Source organism: Streptomyces sp. NPDC017225 (assembly GCF_044331465.1).
In the GTDB taxonomy this organism is placed as follows: domain Bacteria; phylum Actinomycetota; class Actinomycetes; order Streptomycetales; family Streptomycetaceae; genus Streptomyces.
In genome coordinates this window covers 1-14,619 of the sequence record NZ_JBIRNE010000035.1, presented here as the reverse complement: position 1 = coordinate 14,619, position 14,619 = coordinate 1, and the positions used below count along the sequence as shown (strand labels likewise).

At 73.3% G+C, this 14,619-nt stretch carries 14 protein-coding genes and 1 pseudogene; 12 read left to right on the top strand and 3 right to left on the bottom strand.

What is annotated here, in order from left to right; translation table 11 throughout:
* Positions 1-74 precede the first annotated feature (74 nt).
* Positions 75-557 (bottom strand): heme-degrading domain-containing protein, encoded by a 483-nt coding sequence (locus ACH4NX_RS37220; protein ID WP_351400602.1) that lies wholly within the window; start codon positions 555-557, stop codon positions 75-77.
* On the bottom strand, positions 554-1,657 hold the full coding sequence (locus tag ACH4NX_RS37215; RefSeq protein ID WP_351400603.1) for a Gfo/Idh/MocA family oxidoreductase: 1,104 nt from the start codon (positions 1,655-1,657) through the stop codon (positions 554-556). Before ACH4NX_RS37215 ends, ACH4NX_RS37220 begins: the two co-directional genes overlap by 4 nt.
* A gap of 48 nt (positions 1,658-1,705) precedes the next feature.
* Between ACH4NX_RS37215 and ACH4NX_RS37210 the strand changes: the two genes are divergently transcribed.
* Positions 1,706-3,187, top strand: a complete 1,482-nt coding sequence (locus ACH4NX_RS37210; protein WP_398130270.1) for an ROK family protein — start codon at positions 1,706-1,708, stop codon at positions 3,185-3,187.
* A gap of 58 nt (positions 3,188-3,245) precedes the next feature.
* On the opposite strand, the gene ACH4NX_RS37205 is transcribed toward ACH4NX_RS37210, so the two are convergent.
* Complete coding sequence (locus ACH4NX_RS37205) at positions 3,246-4,796, bottom strand: PQQ-dependent sugar dehydrogenase (RefSeq protein WP_351400605.1); 1,551 nt, start codon at positions 4,794-4,796, stop codon at positions 3,246-3,248.
* 226 nt (positions 4,797-5,022) lie between these two features.
* On the opposite strand from ACH4NX_RS37205, the gene ACH4NX_RS37200 reads away from it, so the two are divergent.
* From ACH4NX_RS37200 to ACH4NX_RS37150, 11 genes and pseudogenes are all read left to right on the top strand, one after another.
* A complete protein-coding gene (locus ACH4NX_RS37200; protein ID WP_398130269.1) occupies positions 5,023-6,006 on the top strand; it encodes a hypothetical protein in 984 nt (327 codons plus the stop codon).
* 136 nt (positions 6,007-6,142) lie between these two features.
* Positions 6,143-6,898: a GntR family transcriptional regulator gene (locus ACH4NX_RS37195; protein WP_351400607.1), complete on the top strand. Its 756-nt coding sequence runs from the start codon at positions 6,143-6,145 to the stop codon at positions 6,896-6,898.
* Between the two features lie 141 nt (positions 6,899-7,039).
* Positions 7,040-8,164, top strand: coding sequence for a TIGR03364 family FAD-dependent oxidoreductase (locus tag ACH4NX_RS37190; RefSeq protein ID WP_351400608.1), 1,125 nt, complete (start codon positions 7,040-7,042; stop codon positions 8,162-8,164).
* A 25-nt stretch (positions 8,165-8,189) separates the two neighbouring features.
* Entirely contained in the window at positions 8,190-8,900 is a 711-nt protein-coding gene (locus ACH4NX_RS37185) for an HAD family hydrolase (RefSeq protein ID WP_398130268.1), read from the top strand.
* Entirely contained in the window at positions 8,900-10,009 is a 1,110-nt protein-coding gene (locus ACH4NX_RS37180; RefSeq protein WP_398130267.1) for an ABC transporter ATP-binding protein, read from the top strand. Before ACH4NX_RS37185 ends, ACH4NX_RS37180 begins: the two co-directional genes overlap by 1 nt.
* Positions 10,002-10,871, top strand: coding sequence for a 2-aminoethylphosphonate ABC transporter permease subunit (locus ACH4NX_RS37175; protein ID WP_351400611.1), 870 nt, complete (start codon positions 10,002-10,004; stop codon positions 10,869-10,871). The genes ACH4NX_RS37180 and ACH4NX_RS37175 overlap by 8 nt, the downstream gene beginning before the upstream one ends.
* Positions 10,858-11,655: an ABC transporter permease gene (locus ACH4NX_RS37170; RefSeq protein WP_398130266.1), complete on the top strand. Its 798-nt coding sequence runs from the start codon at positions 10,858-10,860 to the stop codon at positions 11,653-11,655. The genes ACH4NX_RS37175 and ACH4NX_RS37170 overlap by 14 nt, the downstream gene beginning before the upstream one ends.
* Before the next feature lie 38 nt (positions 11,656-11,693).
* Complete coding sequence (locus ACH4NX_RS37165; RefSeq protein ID WP_351400613.1) at positions 11,694-12,746, top strand: 2-aminoethylphosphonate ABC transporter substrate-binding protein; 1,053 nt, start codon at positions 11,694-11,696, stop codon at positions 12,744-12,746.
* Positions 12,747-12,854: 108 nt separating this feature from the next.
* Positions 12,855-13,634 carry an HAD-IIA family hydrolase gene (locus tag ACH4NX_RS37160; protein WP_398130265.1) on the top strand — a complete coding sequence of 260 codons (780 nt, stop codon included), beginning with the start codon at positions 12,855-12,857 and terminating at the stop codon, positions 13,632-13,634.
* 154 nt (positions 13,635-13,788) lie between these two features.
* Positions 13,789-14,271: a hypothetical protein gene (locus ACH4NX_RS37155; RefSeq protein ID WP_398130264.1), complete on the top strand. Its 483-nt coding sequence runs from the start codon at positions 13,789-13,791 to the stop codon at positions 14,269-14,271.
* 6 nt (positions 14,272-14,277) lie between these two features.
* Positions 14,278-14,478, top strand: a pseudogene (locus ACH4NX_RS37150) (class F sortase); the annotation flags it as partial.
* Positions 14,479-14,619: the final 141 nt, after the last annotated feature.

Below are 14,619 nucleotides of genomic sequence, written 5' to 3'. Positions count from 1 at the left end.
ATCCTGCGTACCTGCCTGCCAACCACAGGTACCCACCGGTGATTCCCCGATCACGCCGTCCGGGGCCAGTCGGGCTATCGGCCCAGGAACCGCTCCAGGGCCTCCACCACGAGCCGGTGGTCCTCCACCTGCGGCAGTCCGGACACCGTCACCGAACCGATCACACCGACGTCCGCGACGGTGACCGGGAAGGAGCCGCCGTGCGCCGCGTACGTGTCGGGGTCGAGCCGCGAGGACTCCTCGAAGGTCGTGCCCTTCGCCCGGAAACGGGATCCCACCAGGTACGACGCGGAGCCGTACCGCTCCACCACCCGGCGTTTGCGGGCGATCCAGGCGTCGTTGTCCGGGGTCGAGCCGGGCAGGGCCGCGTGGAAGAGCTGCCGGCCGGCGCGGTGGATGCCGATGGCCACCGGCGCCCGGCGCTCCCGGGCCAGCTCGACCAGGAGGGAGCCGAGCGCCCACGCGTCGTCGTTCGTGAACCGGCGGAAGACCAGGCGGCGTTCCTGCGCCTCCAGCTCCTCCACGGTCGGGACAGCGGTGTCGGGGGAGGGACTCACAGGGTGACCACCATTCCGTCGCGGGCGGACCGGCGGGCCGCCTCCAGCACGTCCAGGGCGTCGGCCGCCTCCCGGGCGCCGACCGGGTTCGGACCGGACTCCAGCAGGGCCTTCGCCACCGCCGTGTAGTAGGCGGGGTAGTCGCCCGCCACGGTCGCCTCCACGTGTCCGCCGCCGGTCAGCGGGGACTCCCCGGAACCCACGCGGCCCCACAGCGACTCGTCCTCCTCGCCCCAGCCCGGACCGGGCCGCTTGCCCTCGCGCAGCGCCGCCTCCTGCGGGTCCAGGCCGTGCTTGACGTACCCGGCCTTCGAGCCCAGGACCCGGAAACGGGGGCCGAGCTGGGCGGCGGTGGAGGAGACGTAGAGGTGGGAGCGGACGCCGTTCGCGTGCGTGATCGCGATGAACGTGTCGTCGTCCGCCTCCGCGCCCGCGCGCCGGACGACCGACTCGGCGTACACCTGCGTGGCCGGGCCGAAGAGCACGAGCGCCTGGTCGACGACGTGGCTCCCGAGGTCGTAGAGGAGACCTCCGATCTCTGCCGGGTCGCCGGACTCGCGCCAGCCGCCCTTCGGCTTCGGCCGCCAGCGCTCGAAGCGCGACTCGAAGCGCCATACGTCGCCCAGCGCGCCCTCGGCGAGCAGCTTGCGGAGGGTGAGGAAGTCGTTGTCCCAGCGGCGGTTCTGGAAGACCGAGAGCAGCAGGCCGTGCTCCTCGGCCAGTGCCGCCAGCTCCCGCGCCTCGGCCGCCGTGCCCGCGACCGGCTTGTCCACCACGACCGGCAGTCCGGCCCGCAGGGCCCTCGTCGCGAGCGGTACGTGCGTCTTGTTCGGGGACGCGATGACGATCAGGTCCAGCTCGGCGGCCCGGTCGAAGAGCTCGTCCGGACCGGTGACCGTCCGCACGTCCGGGAACTCGGCGCGGGCCTGCTGCCGCCGCTCCGGGTTCGAGGTGACCACCGTGTCCAGGGTCAGGCCCTCGGTGGCGGCGATCAGCGGGGCGTGGAAGACGGAGCCCGCGAGGCCGTAGCCGACGAGGCCGACGCGCAGCGGGCCGCCCGGGGCGTTACCAGGGGCGTTGCCGGGGGGAGTAGCAGTCATACGCCCTACTTTGGCAACGGTGTTGCCAAAGTGCAAGCGCCGGAGACAATGGGGGATGTGAACAGGACGAACGGTGGAGGCGCGGGTACGGGTACGGGTACGGGTACGGGTACGGGCGCGGACGTGGGTGCGGATGCGGGTGTCGGGGCGAGTGCCGGGGCCGGCACCGGGTCGGGTGCGGGCTCCGTGAGGGGCGGCGGGATACGGGGTGCGGCGGGTGGCGCCAACCTGCTCGCCCTGCGCAGCCACAACACCGCCCTGGTACTCGACCTGCTGCGCACCGCCGGTGCCCGGGGCATCAGCCGGCTCGAACTCGCCGAGCGGACCGGGCTCACCCCCCAGGCGGTCAGCAAGATCACCGCCCGGCTCCGGGACGAGGGCCTCGCCGCCGAGGCCGGACGCCGCGCGTCCACGGGCGGCAAGCCGCGCACGGTACTGCGCCTGAGGCCGGGTGCGGGCCACGCGGTCGGTGTCCACCTGGACCGGGACGAGCTGCGGGCGGTGCTGGTCGATCTCGACGGTGCCGTGGTGGGGGAGCGGCGCTCCCCGCTCGACCTGGGCGCGGGCGCGGAAGCCGTGGTGGAGGCGGTGGCCCGGGTGGCCCGGGAACTGGTCGCCGGCACTCTGGCATCGCCGGGTAGTGACCTTTCCGCCGCGCCCACCCTCCTCGGCCTCGGCGTCGCCCTCCCGGGGCCGCTCGACCACGTCCGGGGGGTGCTGCACCGGGTCACCGGGTTCCCGGAGTGGAACGGGTTCCCGTTGCGGGACGCGCTGGCGGGGCGGCTCGGGGTGCCGGTCGTCGTCGACAAGGACACCAACGCGGCGGCGCTCGGCCTCGCGGTCGGTCTCCCGGTCGGCGGTGGGGGCGGTGAGGGCGGTGAGGGCGCTGAGCGGGGCGACGCGGGTGACCGCGACGGTGACGGTGAGGGTGGTCGCGCGGGCGGCGGTGAGGGCGGTCGCGAAGGTGGCGGCGCGGGCGGCGAAGAGAGTGGCGAAGAGGGCGCTGGTGCGGGTGGAGGCGCAGGTGGGGGTGGGGGTGGCGGCGCGCGGGGTGGCGCGGGGGGCTCCTTCGCCTACCTGCACCTCGGTACGGGACTCGGCGCCGGCCTCGTCTTCGGCGGTGGTGTGCACCGGGGCGCCCGGACCGGGGCCGGGGAGTTCGGGCACCAGGTCGTCCAGCTGGACGGGCCGCCCTGCACCTGCGGCGCCCGCGGCTGCGTAGAGGCCCTGTGCCTCGGGGCCGTCGCCCGCGGCGACCTCGCGGAGGCGGCCCGGGTGCTGGGCGCGGGCGCCGCGAACCTGGTGGGGCTGCTGGACATCGACCTGGTGCTGCTCGGCGGCCGTACCGTCGCCGCCGCGCCCGAGGCCTTCGTCCACGGCGTCGGCGCCGTCCTCGACGCCCGCGCCCGGCGCGAGGGCGGACACGACGGCGCCGTACCGGTGCGGATCGCGCCCGGCGGGACGCGCGCGGTCGCGGAGGGCGCCGCCCAGCTGCTGCTCGCGCCGCTGTTCGGGCGGGGGGACGCCTGACGGGGCCCGCCCGGCGTCCGGGCGCCGGGCGGGCTTCTGTGCGGGCCTGCGCCGCCGGTCAGCGGCCCACCGCGCACGCGTCCTCGTTGAGCATGAACCGTGGCGGCGGCGACGCGTCACCGGTGTGCCCGACGAGGTAGCCCAGTGTGACGCTCGCACCCGGCGCGATCGTGGCGTTGTGCGCGGCGCTGCCCGCCGAGACCGTGTTGCTCAGCTGCGTCAGCTCCGTGTTCCAGTCGGAGACGACGGTCTGCCCGAGGGGCAGCGTGAACTCGAGCGTCCAGCCGTTCACCGGAGCGTCACCGGTGTTGGTGACGGTGAGGTCCACCGTCGAGCCGGTGCCCCAGGACGTCACCGTACGGTCCACCCGGCAGGTGGGCTCCTCCCGCGCGAACGACACCCGATGCAGGCCGCCGGGCAGGTCGTTCACCACGTAGAACTCGCCGTCCACCGTCGTGCCGATGTTCGTCACCTGGGTGGGCATGTCGCCGATCTCGGCCTGCTCGTAGCCGCCCCGGCCGTCGGGGCGCAGCGCCCAGACGGTGGACGAGCAGTAGTCGGTGGCGATGTACGTGCCGCCGACCAGGCCGGCGTAGCGCTCGCCCCGGTAGACGTGGCCGCCGATGACCGAGCAGCCGCCGGTGTAGGGGGAGTAGGTGAAGACCGGCTCGGTGTACTCCTCGCCGGGAACGCAGTCCCCGTCGGTGAACTTCTCCAGCCCCTCGTAGCAGGACCAGCCGAGGTTCAGCCCGCCCTGTCCGGCGGCGATGTGGTTGATCTCCTCCCAGTGGCCCTGGCCGACGTCGCCGATCCACAGCGAGCCGTCGACGGCGTCGAAGGAGAACCGCCACGGGTTGCGCAGCCCGTACAGCCAGATCTCCTCGCGGGCGCCGGGGGTGCCGACGAAGGGGTTGTCGTCGGGGACGCAGTAGGCGAGCGGGCCGCAGGCGCGGCTCACGTCGATGCGCATGATCTTGCCCAGCAGGGTGTCCAGCCGCTGCCCGGCGTCGAAGGGGTCGCCGGAGCCGCCGCCGTCGCCGATGCTCCAGTACAGGTTGCCGTCGGGGCCGAACGCGAGCTGCCCGCCGTTGTGGTTGCTGTACTCGGCGTGCTCCTGGGAGAGCAGGACCTCCAGGCGGGACTCGTCGAGCCGGTAGCGGGCGAGGGTGACCGCGCCGTCGGGCAGCGCCGTGTACGCCAGGTACAGCTCCCGGCTGTCGGCGAAGTCGGGCGGGAGGGCGAGACCGAGCAGGCCGCGCTCGTTGCCCGACTCGTCCACGGCAGAGGTGATGTCGATCAGCGGGGCCCCGGCCAGACCGGTGTCCGGGTGGTAGACGCGGACGGTGCCGGACTTCTCCGTGATGAACAGCCGGTCCGTGCCGTCGTCGGGGGCGGCGAGGGCGGTGGGGCGTCTCAGTCCGGAGGCGACCTGGGTGGTGGTGGCGCTGAGCGACGGGAGGGGGACGGGGGAGGCCGAGGCGGATTCCGCTGCGGCGGTGGGCGCGGGGATGAGGGTGATCAGCAGGAGAGCGGCGGCGAGAGTGGTCAGGGCAAGCGACAGGCGACGCCATACATGGTGAGCATGTATATGACAAGCTGCTGTGTCCACGAGTCCTTCTTTCCGCATGCCGGGAGGGGTGGGGTCAGAGGGTCTTTGGGAGCGCTCCCGCACTCAGGCTGCGGCTCACGGAGCGGAGCGGCAACGCGTGATCGCGCCACTTTCACGCCGCCTGGCGCGAAACAGTGCCGATCGGGGGACGTGCGTGCTCCGTCCGGGCGTCGTGGCCCGATTGGCGGTGCCCGAAGCGGCGATCTACCGGCACGCTCATGTGTTTATGCGACTGTTCACGCCCGCGTCCCCCCGTCCGGTGGCGGCAGCCGCCCTCCTCGCCGCCTCCGCGTCCGCCGCCCTCGCGCCCGCCGCCTTCGCGTCCGCCGGCCCCGCGCACGCCGCCTCCGTGCACGCCGCCTCCGCGTCCGCCGCCCTCGCGTCCGCCGCCTTCGCGTCCGCCGGCCCCGCGCACGCCGCCTCCGCGCACGCGGGCTTCGCGTCCGCCGGCCCCGCGCACGCGGGCCCCGATGCGCCGCTTCCCGCCTGCACGGCACCGGAGGACCACACCTTCCCCCTCACCACCCGCATCCACGGCGGCCCCGCCGGCTACGAGGCGGGCGGTGGCCACGGCACCTGGTACCTGGACCTCACCAACACCACCTCCCGCACCTGCGAGGGCATCCACCCGGTCGTCGTCCTCGTCGACGAGAAGCGGGCGCTGGAGCCGTCGCAGGCCCGCCTGGAGTTCTACGACGGCTCCCGCCCGCACCCCGTCGGCTTCGAGACGACCGACCGGGACGAGCTGATCGGCGCCTTCGGTGAAGGCGAGGGTAAAGGCACCGGCGGCTTCCCCGGCTTCACCGTCGGCCCCGGCAAGACCCTCACCGTCAAGGTGCGGCTCGCGCTCACCCCGGACACCGCCCCCAACGAGGTCACCGCCAACGCGGCCGTGGTCCAGCGCCGTGGCGGCGACGGCGAGTGGATCGGCCAGTCGAACGACTACCGCTTCCGCATCGGGACCGGCGAGTCCGCCACCGGGACGAGCACCGGCCCGGCCATCCCCACCGCCCCCACCGACCCAGCCGCCCCCACCGACCCGGCCACGCCCTCCGTCGCCGCGACCCCGGACGACCAGGGCACCGGCTTCCCGTTCGCCGACGAACTCGCCGGCACCGGTCTGGGGCGGGCGGACGCGGCCCTGGGCGCCACCGTCCTGCTCGTCGCCGCCGGCGGCGCGGCCGTACTGCTGGCCCGCAGACGTCGCTGATGCCACTGACACCACTGACACCGCTGACGCCACTGACGTCGCTGACGCGCACCAACCGTGCCCGTGACCAGAGGGCGGGGACGCTGAACCCGGGACACCCCGCGTCCCCGCCACCCCCGTCTGCGACCATCCCTGCGTGGACTACCCGAACGACCAGGCCCCGGGCGCCCCCGTACGCTCCGGAATCCCGGAACACGGCCGCGTGCCGAAGTACTACGCCGTCAAGGCGCGGATCGACCGTCTGGTCGGCGAACTGGGGGAGGGCAGCGCCATCCCCACCGAACGGGATCTCTCCGAGCGGTACGAGGTCGCCCGTGAGACCGTCCGGCAGGCGCTGCGCGAACTCGTACTGGAGGGCAAGCTGCGCCGGCAGGGACGCGGCACCGTCGTCGCGGGCCCCAAGCTGGCGCAGCCGCTGTCGCTGGCCAGTTACACCGAGGGCGTCCGGCGCCAGGGGCGTACCCCCGGCCGCGCGCTCGTCACCCTCGACCGCTTCCCCTGCCCCGAGGCGCTCGCCGCCGAGACCGGCCTCACGCGCGGGGAGCCCGTCTGGCACCTGGAGCGCGTGCTGCTCGCCGACGACGAGCGGGTCGGCCTGGAGAGCACCTACGTCGCCGTGGCCCGCATCCCCGACCTGGACACCGCGTTCGACCCGGACTCGTCCTTCTACGCCCACCTCGCCGAGCAGGGCATCGCCTTCGGTGACGCCGACGAACGCATCGAGACCGTGCTCGCCACCCCGCGTGAGGCGCTGCTCATCGGTACCCCGCCGGCCCTTCCGATGCTGCTGATCCACCGGGTGTCGCGGGACACGGGAGGCGGCCCGCTGGAACGCGTACGGACGCTCTACCGGGGCGACCGCTTCTCCTTCACCGCCCACCTGCGCGGCTGAAAACCACCCCTCGCCATCCCGCCGCCCCTCGCATTTTCATAACGGAGAGATAACGGGTCTAGCCCAAACGTGGCGACCAGTTCACGCTCTCGTCGTCAGCCGGATTCCTCCGGTTCCCCGATGCCGAGGAGCGTTGCGGTCGTGAGAGTGATAGTCGTCGGAGCCGGCGTGGTGGGCACCATGCACGCCTGGCACGCAGTGAACCGTGGCCATGAGGTCGTACAGATCGAACGCGAGACCGAGGCCCGCGGCGCCTCGCTGCGCAATTTCGGCCAGATCTGGGTCAGTGGCCGCGCGGGTGGAGAGGAGCTGGAGACCGCGCTGCGGGCGCGGGAGCTGTGGGAGGAGATCGGCGGCCGGATCCCGGCGCTGGGCTTTCGCCCGAACGGCTCCCTGACCCCCGTCCGCGGAGACCTGGAACGCGCGGTCGCCGAGGCGGCCGTCGCCCGCCCGGACGCCGCCGCCCGCGGCCACGAGCTCCTCACCCCAGGTGAGGCCCGCGCCCTGAACCCGGCCCTGCGCGGTGACTTCGACGCCGCGCTGTACTGCGAGCGCGACGCGGCGGTCGAACCGCGCACCGCCCAGCTCGCCCTGCGCGCCGAGCTGCTCGGGTCCCCGAAGTACACCTTCCTGCCCGGCCGCGAGGTCCGCGACGTCATCGGTGAGAACGCCGTCCGCGACGACCACGGCGACGTACACACCGGCGACGTCGTCGTCCTGTGCACCGGCGCCTGGCTCGGGGGCCTGGTCCGCGAGCTGGCCGGGCCCGGCCTGCCGGTGCGCCGGGTCCGCCTCCAGATGATGCAGACCGACCCGCTCGGCGAACCGCTGACCACCTCGGTCGCCGACGCCGACAGCTTCCGCTACTACCCCGCCTACGGCTCGCCCGCCCTGGACGAGCTGAACGCGCACGCGCCGCAGCCGGCCACGGCCGCGGAGCACAGGATGCAGCTGCTGATGGTGCAGCGTGCCGACGGCGGCCTGACCATCGGCGACACCCACGAGTACGAGCATCCCTTCGCCTTCGACACCGTCGAGGACCCCTACGAGCACCTCACCGGTGTCGTCGAGTCCCTCCTCGGCCGCCCGCTGCCGAGGATCCGCCGCCGCTGGGCCGGGGTGTACGCGCAGTGCACCGACAAGAGCCGGGTCGTGCACCGGCAGCAGGTCCGCGACGGGGTGTGGCTGGTCACCGGGCCCGGCGGGCGCGGCATGACCTGCTCACCCGCGATAGCCGAGACCACCGCGAACGAACTGGGCTGGTGAAGCACCTATGACCCCTACGACCCCTATGACCCCTGCCACCCCTGCGGCCACGGCGGACGTCCGCCTCGTCGTCCTCGACATGGCCGGCACCACCGTCGCCGACGGCGGCCTCGTCGAGCGCGCCTTCGACAGTGCCGCCCGCGAGCTGGGCGTCGAGCCCGGCACCCCCGACCACACCGAGAAGCTCGACTACGTCCGCGCCACCATGGGCGAGTCCAAGATCTCCGTCTTCCGGCACCTGTTCGGCGACGAGGAGCGCGCCCAGCACGCCAACGCGGCCTTCGAGAAGGCGTACGGCGAACTCGTCGACGGCGGCCTGATCGCGCCCGTTCCCGGCGCCCGCGAGGCCGTCGAGGAGCTGACGGCCGACGGCCGCACCGTCGTCCTGACCACAGGCTTCGCCCGGGTCACCCAGGACGCCATCCTCGGCGCCCTCGGCTGGCGCGACCTGGTGCCGCTCACCCTGTGCCCCGCCGACGCGGGCGGGCGCGGACGGCCGTACCCGGACATGGTGCTGGCGGCCTTCCTGCGCACCCAGGCCGCCGACGCCGTACGCCAGGTCGCCGTCGTCGGCGACACCTCGTACGACGTGCTCAGCGGCGTACGGGCCGGCGCGGGACTCGTCGCCGGTGTGCGCACCGGCGCCCACGGCGACGACGCCTTCCGCGAGGCGGGCGCGAGCCACGTCCTCGACTCCGTCGCCGACCTGCCCGCCCTCCTGCGGGGAGCCGGCTGATGGCCGCCCCCGCCACCACCACTGCCGCCACCGCCACCGCCGTTGCCACCGCCACCGCCAGCGGCATCCGCTTCGACAAGGTCACCGTCGCCTACGACGGCAACGTCGTGCTCGACGCCCTGGACCTCACCGTCGAACCCGGCGAGGTCATGGCGCTCCTCGGGCCGTCCGGATCCGGCAAGACCACCGCGCTGCGGGCGGTCGCCGGGTTCGTACGGCCCGCCTCGGGGCGGGTCCTGCTCGGCGACCGCGACGTCACCGACCTGCCCCCGCACCGGCGTGGCATCGGCATGGTCGTCCAGCAGTACGCCCTGTTCCCGCACATGCGGGTGGAGGACAACGTGGCCTTCGGTCTGAAGGCCCGCAAGGTCGCCAAGGCCGAGATCCGCGCCCGTGTCCGGGAGGCGCTGGACATGACCGGCATGGGCGCCTACGCCCGCCGCCACCCCCGCGAGCTGTCCGGCGGTCAGCAGCAGCGCGTCGCCATCGCCCGCGCGCTCGCCATCCGGCCCGACGTCCTGCTCCTCGACGAACCGCTGTCCGCGCTCGACGCCCAGCTGCGCTCCGGCATGCTCGCCGAACTGGCCCGCCTGCACCGCGAGCTGCCCGACGTGTCGATCCTCTACGTCACCCACGACCAGGTGGAGGCCCTCACCCTCGCCGACCGGATCGCCGTGATGGACAGGGCCCGTCTCCAGGCCTGCGGCACCCCGCGGGAGCTGTACCGGGCGCCGGCCGACGAGTTCACGGCGTCCTTCGTGGGCGGCGCGAACCTGCTGCCGGTGACCGTGAGGGCCGGGGGAGTGTCCTTCGGGGACGCGGAGATCAAGGTCGACACTCAGCGGGCCGCCTTGGGGGCGACCGCGACCCTGTGCGTACGTCCGCATCTGGTGGGGCTCGGGGACGGGCCCAACCGGCTCACCGGGACGGTGGGGGAGATCCAGTGGCGGGGCGCCACCCACCGTCTCTACGTCGACGTCGCCGGCCACCGCGTCATGGCCGACCTCCGTGAACTGCGCGACCCGCCCGCCCACGGGGACGAGGTCACCCTGCACTTCGCCCCGGACGACGCGGTGCTGCTTCCGGCCGAGGTGGGCGGCCATGGCTAGTACGACGATCAGCGCACCGGCCGTGAAGGAGCGGACCCGCGCCGCGGCCGGGGCCTGGGTCTGGGCCCTGCCCCCCGTCGCCCTCCTCGCCCTCTTCTTCCTCTACCCGCTCGCCCTCGTCGTCCAGCAGTCCTTCCAGCCCGACTCCGGCGGCACCTCGCTCCAGCCCTACGCCGACGTCTTCGCCTCGGGGGCGTTCAGGGAGGCGCTGTGGACCACCGTGTGGCTGGCGGTGGCCGCCACCGTCGGGTGCCTGGTGCTCGGGTTCGCGCTCGCGCTGGTCATCGCCTTCGTGCCGTTCCCGGGGGCGAAGGCGGTGTCGCGGTTCATCGACGTCTTCCTGTCCTTCCCGTCCTTCCTGATCACGCTCGCCCTGCTCTTCATCTACGGCACGGTCGGCATGGCCAACGGCGCGTGGACCGACGCCACGGGCGCCGCCCAGGGGCCGTTCCAGTTCCTGACCACGCCGTGGGGGGTGCTGCTCGCGGAGATCACGTACTTCACGCCGTTCGTGATGCGCCCGCTGCTCGCCGCCTTCTCGCAGCTGGACACCGGCCAGCTGGAGGCCGCCGGCTCGCTGGGCGCCCGCGCGCCGCGCGTCATCCGGCGGATCATCCTGCCCGAGGCGCTGCCCGCCCTCGCGGCCGGCGGCAGCCTGGTCCTCGTCCTGTGCCTCAACGAGTTCGGCATCGTCCTGTTCACCGGCGCCAAGGGCGTCACGACCCTGCCGACCCTCGTCTACGGCAAGGCCATCCTGGAGTCCGACTACCCGGGCGCCTGCGTGGTCGCCGTCGTCAACGTCCTGATCTCCGTGGGCCTGTACGGCCTCTACCGGGTGGTGAGCCGCCGTGCTGGTGCATAGCCGCGGGGCGAGGTGGGCCGTGTGGGCGGTCTTCCTCCTCCTCTTCCTGCCCCTGTTCGCCCTCCCCCTCCTGGTGGTCCTCGGCGCCTCCTTCGCCACCAACTGGTCCAGCGTCCTGCCCTCCGGCATGACGACCGCCAACTACCAGACGGCCACCCGCGGCGAGGCCCTCCAGGCGCTCACCACCAGCCTGGCCACCGCCGTCACCGCCAGCCTGCTCGCCCTCGCCACCGGAACCTGGGCCGCCCTCGCCGCGGCGGAGCTGAGGAAGCGGCACCGCAAGGTGCTCGACGCCCTGTTCGTACTGCCCCTCGCCGTGCCCTCCGTCGTCGTCGGCCTCGCGACCCTGGTCGCCTTCTCCCAGCCGCCGATGCTGCTCAACGGCACCCGGTGGATCGTGATCATCGCCCACACGGTCCTGGTCACCGCCTTCGCCCACCAGTCCGTCTCCGCCGCGATCACCCGCCTCGACCCGGCCTACGAACAGGCCGCCGCGTCGCTCGGCGCCCGGCCGGCGTACGTCCTGTGGCGGGTGAAGCTGCCCCTGCTGCTGCCGTCCCTGACGGCCGCCGCCGGGCTCTGCTTCGCCCTGTCCATGGGCGAGCTGAGCGCCACGATGATGCTCTACCCGCCCGACTGGACCCCGCTGCCCGTCCTGATCTACGCGTCCACCGACCGGGGTGCCCTGTTCACCGGCTCGGCGATCGCCGTGGTCCTCATGGCGGCCACCCTGCTGGTCCTCCTCGCGGTCTCCCGGATCCGCACCAGAGCCTCCTACCGCTGACCCCCTTCCGCATCGCCTCGCAAGGAGTCCACCTCGCCATGCCCAGGAACGCCGTCAAGCCGCTCGCCGCCCTCTGCGTCCTCGCCCTCCCCCTGACCGCCTGCGGCGGCAACTCCGCCGCCTCCGACGAGAACGTCGTCACCGTCTACAGCGCCGACGGCCTCAGGGGCGAGAACGGCGACGGCTGGTACGACCAGGTCTTCGAGGACTTCGAGAAGGAGACCGGCATCGAGGTCGAGTACGTCGAGGGCGGCTCCGGGGAGATGGTGCAGCGCGCCGTCCGGGAGAAGCGCAACCCGCAGGCCGACGTGCTCGTCACCCTCCCGCCGTTCATCCAGCAGGCCGACACCAAGGGCCTGCTGCAGAAGTACGCCCCCAAGGGCGTCGACCGGGTCAGCGGCGCCGACAAGGCGGCGAACGGCACCTGGACCGCCGTCGTCAACAACTACTTCGGCTTCATCCACAACAAGAAGGAGCTGAAGCACGCCCCCACCACCTGGGAGGAACTGCTCGACGGCAGGTACGAGAACAAGCTCCAGTACTCCACCCCCGGCGTCGCCGGCGACGGCACCGCCGTCCTCATCAAGGCCATGCACGACTTCGGCGGCGAGAAGCAGGCCATGGAGTACCTGAAGAAGCTCCAGGCCAACAACGTCGGCCCGTCCGCGTCCACCGGCAAGCTCGCCCCCAAGGTCGACAAGGGCGAACTCCTCGTGGCCAACGGCGACGTCCAGATGAACTACGCCCAGTCGAAGTCCATGCCCAACCTCGGCATCTGGTTCCCGGCCCGCGAGGGCGGGAAGCCCACCACCTTCGCCCTGCCCTACGCGGCCGGCCTGGTCACCGGGGCCCCGCACACCGAGAACGGGAAGAAGCTCCTCGACCACATGCTGAGCCAGAAGGCGCAGCAGCAGGTCAGCGAGATCGGCGGCGGCTTCGCGGCCCGCCAGGACGTCAAGGCCACCGACGCCAACGCCCTCGCGCTCACCAGGCTGATGGACGGCGTCGAGGTCTTCGAGCCCGACTGGGACGACATCGAGGAGAACCTCACGTCGTACGTGGACTCCTGGAAGGAGGCGACCGGGAACTGACCCGCGCACGGGCCCGGGAACCGACCTGTGAACCGACCGTTCCCCATGATCGGGCCGCCGTTTAGGCTGGGGCGCACGCAGGACCGCGTACGGCAGGAGATCCCGCACATGGCAGACCGCAGGCCCATCGAGTCGTGGCTCACCGACATGGACGGTGTCCTCATCCACGAGGGCGTGCCGATCCCCGGCGCCGACGCCTTCATCAAGAGGCTCCGCGAATCCGGCAAGCCCTTCCTGGTCCTCACCAACAACTCGATCTACACCCCGCGCGACCTGCACGCCCGGCTGCGCCGCATGGGCCTGGAGGTGCCGATCGAGTCCATCTGGACCTCGGCGCTGGCCACCGCCAAGTTCCTGGACGACCAGCGGCCCGGCGGCTCGGCGTACGTCATCGGCGAGGCCGGCCTGACCACCGCCCTGCACGACATCGGCTACATCCTCACCGACCACGAACCCGACTACGTGGTCCTGGGCGAGACCCGCACGTACTCCTTCGAGGCCATGACGAAGGCGGTACGGCTGATCAACGCGGGCGCCCGGTTCATCTGCACCAACCCCGACGAGACCGGCCCCTCCACCGAGGGGCCGCTCCCGGCGACCGGCGCGGTGGCCGCGCTGATCACCAAGGCGACCGGCAAGCAGCCGTACTTCGCCGGCAAGCCCAACCCGCTGATGATGCGCACCGGGCTCAACGCCATCGGCGCCCACTCCGAGACCAGCGCGATGATCGGTGACCGCATGGACACCGACGTACTGGCCGGCATCGAGGCCGGAATGCAGACTTTCCTCGTCCTCACCGGCCTGACCCGGCCGGAGCAGGTCGAGGACTTCCCGTACCGCCCGTCCAAGGTGGTCGACTCGATCGCGGACCTCGTCGATCGGGTCTGAACGCCGTGGAGCCGCGTGAAGCGAGCCGAGTAGCAGCAGGTAGGCCCAGGTAAACCCGCACTTCCTCGGCGCCACCCGTTCGGAGTAGCCGGGCCCCGCGTGGGGTGCGGGGAACCGGCCCGCGGGGGAGTCTCCAGGTGACTGGAGGTACACGATGGGCTCGATGAAGGTCACTCTCTGTGCCGCGGCCGCGCTCACCGCGGCGCTCGCACCGGTCGGGGCGGCCGGGGCGGTGGGGACGGTCGGGACGAGCACGCCGGCCGCGTACGAGGCGGACGGCGGGGGCGTCCCGGTGGCGCCGCCCGCGCCCGAGCCGCCCGAGCCGTCCACGCCCGCGCCCGGCGGCGACGCCGAGCGACGGCGCCCGGACAGCCCCGCCCTCCCCACCGCCCGCACCGCTCGCACCCTCCCCGCCGCCCGCACCGCCACCGCCACCGCCGCCCCCGCCTCGCCCGTCGCCCCCGTCGACGCGGGCGGTGGCGGTACCGCGCGGCTGGCCGGCGCCGGCTCCCGGGACGAGGCCCGCCCCGAGCCTCCCGGCACGGCGCACACCGTGACCGGTCTGGTCCTCGCGGGCATCGCCGCCGTCGCCGTCGCGCTGCGCGGTGTCCGCGGCCGGAGCCGCGGGACGGACTGACCGGCCATGACCGAACAGGACTCGCGACCCGCCGTCGGCGCCCCCCGCCTGGTGACCGGCATCGCCTGGGTGGTGCTGCTCCTCGGGCTGTGGCTGTGGGGCCGCGAGGCCACCGACGTCCGCGAGGGCGTGTCCCGGCCGGTCACCGGCGACATGGCGGCGGCCGGCCGCCCGCCCGACGTACCGCTGCCACCCGCCCACGAACCGTTCCTATTCAGTGTGCAGGAGTGAGTCCTGGACCCATTCCTGCGCGCTGCGGACATCCCGAACGGTGTTGGGTGTCCTGGTCGCCCGCGTTCGCTCCATATCCGGTGGCACGGATCGTGTCCGTGGTCCGGGGATACGGGG